Here is a 7,171-nt window from a genome sequence, read left to right as displayed (position 1 = left end):
AGCTCCTCGGCGATCTCCTCCGGCTTCGGCTCGCGGCCGAGCCGCTGCACGAGCTGGCGCTCGATGTGCACGACCTTGTTCAGCTTCTCGACCATGTGCACCGGAATCCGGATCGTGCGCGCCTTGTCGGCGATCGCCCGTGTCACAGCCTGGCGGATCCACCACGTGGCGTAGGTCGAGAACTTGAACCCCTTGCGGTGGTCGAACTTCTCCACCGCCCGGATCAATCCGAGCGACCCCTCCTGGATCAGGTCGAGGAACGAGAGCCCACGGCCCAGGTAGCCCTTCGCGATCGAGACGACGAGCCTCAGGTTCGCCTCGATCATGTGCTGCTTCGCCCGCTCGTCGCCGCGCTCGATCCGCTTGGCGAGCGCGACCTCCTGATCGGCGGTGAGAAGCGGCACCTTGCCGATCTCCCGCAGATAGAGACGGAGCGAGTCGAGCGACGGCTCCACGGTGAGGTCGAGCTTCGGCGCCGAAGCCACCTCCTCCGGCGGGACGATCGGCTGCTCGTGCGGCAGTGCCTTGTGCTGCTCCCCTTCGACGAGCTCGATCGAGTGGTCGATGAGGTACGTCGTGAAGTCCTCCAACTGCTCCTTGGTGAGATCGACGTCCTCCAGGGACTTGACGATCTCGTCGTACGTCAGGAAGCCCTTCTCCTGCCCCTGCTCGACGAGCTTGTGCAGCTCCTCGAGCTCCGGAAGGGGGGTATCGACGGCGAGCATGGACCTCTCTTTCTCCCAGCGGTTGACGGAAGACAGACCCTCGAACGCAGTGAGCCGGACCTCTCCGCTCCGGCTCAGACCCTTCGGCGCCGGATCGTATACGTCACTCCTGACTTTGGGAAGGGAGCAGATTCTCGATTCTCGATCAAACGGGCTCGGCGACTCGAAGCTCGCCGACCGGCTCTCCGAGGCTGTTCTCGATCTCGTTCGGCCCGAGCGCCGAGGTGTCGAGCCCGAGCAGTGACAGAAAATGCGCGAGCGCCGGCTGGATGGGGCGGAACGCGCCGTCGACCACCTTGAGCGCGATCCCCAGGCCGTCGGCCGACGCGGCGCAGAAGAGTCCCTCGGCACCTCCCTTCGCCACCCAGCCCTCGAGCGCGCGGATCAGGAGGACGTCGGCGGCGACCGGCCCCCGGAGGAGATCCGGGTGCGAGCGCATCGCACTCACGACACGCGTCCCCGCGTCGAGCGACGCGAGCCGGGCGAAGGCGTGTGCGCCGCGTTCGAGCGGCAAGGCGAACGTCGGCACGCCGCATCCGTCGATCGCGACGGCGAGCGCGGCGGGCGTAACCTCGGCCGCCTCGGCGACCTCCCGGAGCATCGCCTGCTGGCACGGGTGCTCGGGAAACCGGTAGCCCGGCGTGGGCCAGCCCTCCGCGCGGCAGAGGGCGAGAAAGCCCGCGTGCTTGCCCGAGCAGTTGTGCTCGATGGGCGTCGGATCGGGCCCGCACTCGAGCTCGTCCTCGGTCGCGGGCGCGTCGGCGAGGATGCGTCGCACGACGGCGACCTGCTCGGGAGCCCCGAGATGGGACGCGCAGAGGAGGACGACCTGCTCGTCGTCGAAGTCGGGCCGCGCGCGCACCACGGGCAGCGCCTGCATCGGCTTCGCCGACGAACGCAGGAACGTGACGAGCCCCGGATCGCCGGCCGCCAGCTCGACCCGTCCGTCGCGGACGGCCACCGCGTGGACGACGTGACGGGCCTCGACCACCCCGTCGCGAGTCGCCTCGACGACGATCGGCTCCACGATCGACCAGCCTAGAGGCTCCGGGTCTCTACGCTTGGGGCCATGCCCGAGCTTCCCGAGGTAGAGGCGTGGGTGCGGGAGCTCGACCCGCAGGTCTCGCGGGCACCCGTCGACACGGCTCGTCCCGGCCATGTCGCGACGCTGAAGACCTTCGACCCGCCGCCGAGCGCGCTCGAGGGCCGCTCGTTCGCCGGTGCGCGGAGACGGGGCAAGAACCTCCTCTTCCCAACCGACGACGGCGAGCTCGTCCTCCGCGTGCACTTGATGAGCGCAGGCCGCCTGCGCTACCTGCCGCCGGGAAAGAAGAGGCCGGCGAAGCCGATGTTCGAGGTGCGGTTCGCAGACGGCGGCGATCTCGTCCTCACGGAAGGCGGAAAGAAGAAGCGGGCGGGCGTCTGGCTGCTCACACCCGCCGCGCTCGACGCGGAGCTCGCCCACCTCGGTCCCGACGCGCTCGACCTGGACGCCGACGCACTCGGCGAGATCGTCCGCCGCGATCGCCGCCAGCTCCACCCGCTCCTCCGCGACCAGCGGGCCCTCGCGGGAATCGGGCGCGCGCATGCGAACGAGATCCTCTGGGAGGCCCGCCTGTCGCCGTTCCGCCTCTCCACGGATCTCACCGACGGCGAGATCGAGACGCTGGCGGCCGCGATCTCGGACGATCTCGAGCGGGCGCTCGTGCTGCGACTCGCGGGAAAGGGCGACGCGGACGTCTACCGCATCCACGGCCATTTCGGCGATCCCTGTCCTCGCTGCGGGGAGACGCTCCGGCGCGTCGACTTCGAGGAGCACACGATCACGTACTGCCCGTCCTGCCAGACCGGCGGACGGATCCTGAAGGACCGCAGGCTCTCTCGGATTCTTCGCTGAGTTCGGCTCGGGGTACGCTCGGCGGATGGCAACGGTCAGCGTGAACGGCGTCGACGTCGCGTACGACGAGTCCGGTCGGGGCCCGGCGCTCCTGCTTCTCCATGCCGGGATCGCAGACCGGAGAATGTGGGACGACGTGACGCCGATGCTGGCGGAGCGCTTCCGGGTCGTCGCGCCCGACCTCCGCGGATTCGGCGAGACGCCGGTTCCCGACGGCCCGTTCGTCTACGCGGCCGACGCGGCCGCGCTCCTCGAGAGCCTCGGGATCGAGCACGCCCACGTCGTCGGCGTCTCGCTCGGAGGCCATGTCGCTCTCGACCTCGCGCTCGCGCACCCCGACCTGGTCGACCGCCTCGTGCTCGTCGGAGCCGGGATCGACGGATGGCAGCACGATCCGGCCCTGGTCGCCGCCTGGGACGAGGAGGCGGCGGCGTTCGAGCGCGGCGATCTCGACGAGGTCGCGTGGATCAATGTCAGGACCTGGCTGGACGGGCCGACCCGCGGCGAGGACGTGGTGCCGAAGGCCCTGCGGCGCCGCGTGTTCGAGATGCAGCGTGCCGCGCTCGAGCACGAGAACCCGGCCGCCGAGGGCGGCTGGCTGACGCCGAGCCGCCGCGAGAGTCTCGGAGAAGTCACACGGCCGACGCTCGTCCTCGTCGGTGCGCTCGACCAGCGCGGCTTCCGCCAGATCGCGCGGCTGCTCGCCGAGGAGATCCCGGGCGCGGAGCTGATCGAGCTTCCAGCCGTCGCGCATCTCCCACCGCTCGAGCATCCCGAGGCCTTCGCACGGACGCTGCTCCAGTTCCTGCCCGCGGCCTGATACGGGGTGTAGCGTGACCGGCGTGAGCGACCTCCCGCTCGTCCGCGACATGCAGGCCTCGGCGCCGCCCGTCGGCCTCGCGCTCTCGCGCGCCGGCGTCACCGGAGTCCAGAAGGCGATCCGCATCCGACGGGGCGACCACGAGATCCTGATGGCCGCCGAGATCGACTGCACCGTCGACCTCGCCCGTGACCAGAAGGGCGTCCACATGTCGCGCTTCCCCGAGCTCTTCGACGAGGCGATCGACGAGGTCGTGCTGGGGCAGGGCCTGCTGGTCGAGGTGCTCGCCGACCGGATCGCGTCCCAGATCGTGGAACGCCAGAACGCGCTCCGGGCGGAGGTACGGATCGTCGCGCGCTGGCCGCAACGTCGCCGTACTCCGGTGACCGGTCTCGAGACGCAGGAGATCGTCTCGCTGATCGGTATCGCGGCGGCGGGCGGCAAGGGCTCACGCCGCGTCGTCGGAGTCGAGGCGACCGGGATCAACGCGTGCCCGTGCGCGCAGGACCTCGTCCGGGCCCGTGCCTACGAGCGCCTCGAGGAGGCGGGCTTCGGCGCGGACGCCGAACGGATCCTCGAGCTCGTGCCAATCGCGACTCACAACCAGCGCGGGCGCGGGACGCTGCTCGTCGGCACGACCCACGAGCTCGACGCAGAGGACCTCTCGGGCATCGTCGAGCGGTCGATGAGCGCGCCGGTCTACGAGCTCTTGAAGCGCCCGGACGAGCTCTTCGTCGTCGAGCACGCGCACCTCCAACCGCGCTTCGTGGAGGACTCGGTCCGTGTCGCGATCCGTGAGCTCCTCGAGTCGAAGCCCGGCCTCGACGACGGGGATTTCGTCCTCTCTCGCCAGGTGAACCTCGAGACGATCCACGACCACGACGTCGTCGCGGAGCGCTGGGGGACCGTCGCCGAGATCCGCCGCGAGCTCCAGGGCGGCGAGCCGTCGATCCGGCAGACGACGCTCGAGGACTGGCTCCGCGGCCTCCCTAGCGCTTGACGAAACGCGCGAGCACTGCCGTCGCCTTCGTCATCGGGACGGCGCAGGTCACCGCGCGGCCGGAGCATCCACCGCTCCAGCCGACGAGCCGCCAGCCCGGCGCCGGCGTCGCGCGCAGGCGAAGGGGCGTGTAGGAGCTCGCGGAACGGCTGCAGCGCGCCGCGGCGCACGGGGCTCCCGCCCCGGTCACCTTGCCCCGGCCGGAGACGCCGACGACGAGCGGGAAGCGCTCGGCAGCGAAGAGCACGCCGACCGACTGCGCGGCCTGGAGCGTGACGTCGCACGGACCGGAGCCCGAGCATGCGCCGCTCCAGCGCACGAACCGCTGGCCCGCGGCCGGGAGCGCCTCGAGCGACACCCTGCTACCCGCGTCCCATCGGGTCGTGCAGGACGCGGCGCAGTCGATCCCCGGCACGTCGCTCTCCACCGAGCCGCGGCCCGCGATCGCCAGCGAGAGCGACAGCTGCTGCGCGACCAGCCGCAGCCAGAGCGAGTCCTGGACGTCCGGCCAGCCTCCGGAGTGGCCGTAGTAGTCGTCGTGCCCGACGTCCAGAAACAGGGAGCCGAGAGGGAGGCCGCTCCTCGCATACGGGTAGAGCAGGTCGAGGTCGCTGTCGCACGGGTGTCCGCGCGTGTCGGGACAGGCATGTGGCGGGCCCGACTCGGCCAGCGCGCCGAACGAGTGAAGGAGCTCGTGCGCGGCGACGACGGCCGACGGCACGTCGGTGCACGCGCCGAGGTAGACCATCGCGACGCCGTCGCCGTCCGGGCGCCCCGCCCCCTCCCCGCACGTGTCGGGATTGTCGACCGGCCCGTCGTAGTAGACGAGCTGCTTCTCGAACAGCGAGCGCCCGGTCGCGACGGCGACCGCGCCGGCGATCCGATCGCCGCGCCCGGACCCGCTCCGGAGCTCGGCAGTCGAGTCCGAGAGCCGCAGCACGAGGATGTCCGCCTGCGGGCCGCACGAGAAGCTGGCTCGATCGAAGCGCGGCTCACGCGACGGATCCTGGCCGCGCCACCAGTCGTCGATCGCGTCCACGTCCGCCGAGATCTGCGGCGCGAGCACGGCGCTTCTGTCCGGCCCGTCGGCCGCGTATGCGTAGACGACCCGAATCGGGCGTCCGGTGAGGGCGGGTGCGCGGTCCTGCGTCGTCGTCGTCCCGCACCAGGGGGCGGCGAGCGCGTCCTCTCCGGTCGCCGCGACGAGCGCCGTCGCGAGCAGCAGAACGAGCAGCGTGCGGCGGATCACCGGGCTCCCCGCATCAACGTGCGCGAGAAGCGCGGCTCCGTCCCCGCGAGCAGCCGCCGGACGTTGTGGCGGTGCAGGGCGACGACGCCCACGGCCGCGATCGCCGCGAAGCCGACGACCGGCCACGGAGCGTCGAAGGCGAGGCACAGGAACGGAAGCGCGCATGCGGTCACGATCGACGCCAACGAGGCGTAGCGGAAGGCGGCGAAGGTGACGAGCCACACGACGAGGCATGCGAGCGCCGCGAGTGGCGCGAGCGCGAGGGCGACCCCGCCCGCCGTCGCGACCATCTTCCCGCCCTTCGAGAAGCCCAGGAACACGGGCCGCGCGTGGCCGATCATGGCGGCGGCGCCTGCGAGTACGCCCACCCAGTCGCCGCCGAGCTCGAGACCGACGAGCGCGGGCACGAAGCCCTTCGCCACGTCGAGCAGCGCGACCGGGATGCCGAGTGAACGCCCGTAGACGCGCCAGACGTTCGAGGCGCCGACGTTCCCGCTCCCGTGCCTCCGGATGTCGTCGCCGCGGACGAGCCGAGGAAGGACGTAGCCGAACGGAATCGAGCCGAGGAGGTAACCGCCGATCACGACGAGCGCGTCGCCCGTCACCGGAGTGATGTCCTTGCGGGGCCGACCCCCGCGCTCAGGACGGAATCGCGTACGACGCGATCCACCCGTTCACCACGTCCCAGTCGAGGTTCTCGAAGAACGCGTCGATGTAGGAGGGGCGGTCCGTCTGATAGTCGAGGAAGTACGCGTGCTCGTACACGTCGAGTGCAACCAGCGGGGTCGCGTTCCACACGGGAAACGTGTTCTGGGCGTCGCCGAGGTAGTTGAAGAGACGCCGCTCGTCCCAGTCGTAGGCAGTCCACGCCCAGCCGCGCGCCGCGATCCCCGTCGCGCGCAGGTCGGCCCGCCACGCGTCGACCGAGCCGAAGTCGCGCTCGACGAGTACACGGAACGCGCCGTGCGGGTCGCCTCCATCCCCTCCGAGGTGCGCGAAGTAGAGCTCGTGGTTCTTGATCCCGCCGATCGCGAACGTGAGGTCCAGCTTGAGAGAGCGGAGGGCGGAGTACACCTGGTTCGCCGTCGCGCGGTCGACGTCGCCGAGCAGCCCGAGGATCTCGTTCCGCTTCGCCACGTAGCCCTGATAGAGCCGGTAGTGCGCCTCGACCGACGCGCGCGAGATGCCCGACAGCTGGAGCAGCCTGGGGTCGAGGGGACGGGGCGAGATCTCCTCGGTCGGTGCCATGACGCTCCTCGCTCGACGGGACGGGACCGGCGGCAGCATATCCTTGGCCTGGACAGCCGACGACCGAAGGAGCGATGACAATGGCGTACACCGTCCCCGATCTCGCCTATCCGTTCGACGCGCTCGAGCCGCACATCGACGCGCGCACGATGGAGATCCATCACGACAAGCACCACGGCGCGTACGTCACGAATCTGAACGCCGCGCTCGAAGGCACCGAGTGGATGGACCG

At 70.8% G+C, this 7,171-nt stretch carries 8 protein-coding genes and 1 pseudogene; 4 read left to right on the top strand and 5 right to left on the bottom strand.

Annotated elements, in window-relative coordinates; genetic code table 11:
* The coding region (locus VNM44_RS13440) for a sigma-70 family RNA polymerase sigma factor (protein ID WP_325626398.1) at positions 1–725 on the bottom strand (725 nt) is incomplete at its 3' end.
* A 145-nt stretch (positions 726–870) separates the two neighbouring features.
* On the bottom strand, positions 871–1,752 hold the full coding sequence (locus VNM44_RS13435; RefSeq protein WP_325626397.1) for an asparaginase: 882 nt from the start codon (positions 1,750–1,752) through the stop codon (positions 871–873).
* A 42-nt stretch (positions 1,753–1,794) separates the two neighbouring features.
* Here VNM44_RS13435 and VNM44_RS13430 point away from each other — a divergent pair, with 42 nt between their 5' ends.
* Genes VNM44_RS13430 through mptA form a run of 3 tightly spaced genes read left to right on the top strand, consistent with a single transcriptional unit; the run spans position 1,795 to position 4,442 of the window.
* Entirely contained in the window at positions 1,795–2,622 is an 828-nt protein-coding gene (locus VNM44_RS13430; RefSeq protein WP_325626396.1) for a DNA-formamidopyrimidine glycosylase family protein, read from the top strand.
* Between the two features lie 25 nt (positions 2,623–2,647).
* On the top strand, positions 2,648–3,442 hold the full coding sequence (locus VNM44_RS13425) for an alpha/beta fold hydrolase (RefSeq protein WP_325626395.1): 795 nt from the start codon (positions 2,648–2,650) through the stop codon (positions 3,440–3,442).
* A 22-nt stretch (positions 3,443–3,464) separates the two neighbouring features.
* Complete coding sequence (gene mptA, locus VNM44_RS13420; RefSeq protein WP_325626394.1) at positions 3,465–4,442, top strand: GTP cyclohydrolase MptA; 978 nt, start codon at positions 3,465–3,467, stop codon at positions 4,440–4,442.
* On the opposite strand, the gene VNM44_RS13415 is transcribed toward mptA, so the two are convergent.
* Genes VNM44_RS13415 through VNM44_RS13405 form a run of 3 tightly spaced genes read right to left on the bottom strand, consistent with a single transcriptional unit; the run spans position 4,432 to position 6,939 of the window.
* On the bottom strand, positions 4,432–5,691 hold the full coding sequence (locus tag VNM44_RS13415; protein ID WP_325626393.1) for an InlB B-repeat-containing protein: 1,260 nt from the start codon (positions 5,689–5,691) through the stop codon (positions 4,432–4,434). The genes mptA and VNM44_RS13415 overlap by 11 nt on opposite strands.
* Positions 5,688–6,296, bottom strand: coding sequence for a glycerol-3-phosphate 1-O-acyltransferase PlsY (gene plsY / locus VNM44_RS13410; protein WP_325626392.1), 609 nt, complete (start codon positions 6,294–6,296; stop codon positions 5,688–5,690). The genes VNM44_RS13415 and plsY overlap by 4 nt, the downstream gene beginning before the upstream one ends.
* Before the next feature lie 34 nt (positions 6,297–6,330).
* Positions 6,331–6,939, bottom strand: a complete 609-nt coding sequence (locus VNM44_RS13405) for a Fe-Mn family superoxide dismutase (protein ID WP_325626391.1) — start codon at positions 6,937–6,939, stop codon at positions 6,331–6,333.
* A gap of 80 nt (positions 6,940–7,019) precedes the next feature.
* Between VNM44_RS13405 and VNM44_RS13400 the strand changes: the two are divergent.
* Positions 7,020–7,171, top strand: a pseudogene (locus tag VNM44_RS13400) (superoxide dismutase); the annotation flags it as partial.

Source organism: Gaiella sp., assembly GCF_035558935.1.
GTDB lineage: Bacteria > Actinomycetota > Thermoleophilia > Gaiellales > Gaiellaceae > Gaiella.
The sequence above is the reverse complement of the archived record's forward strand: the minus strand, read 5'-3'. Positions and strand labels throughout refer to the sequence as shown.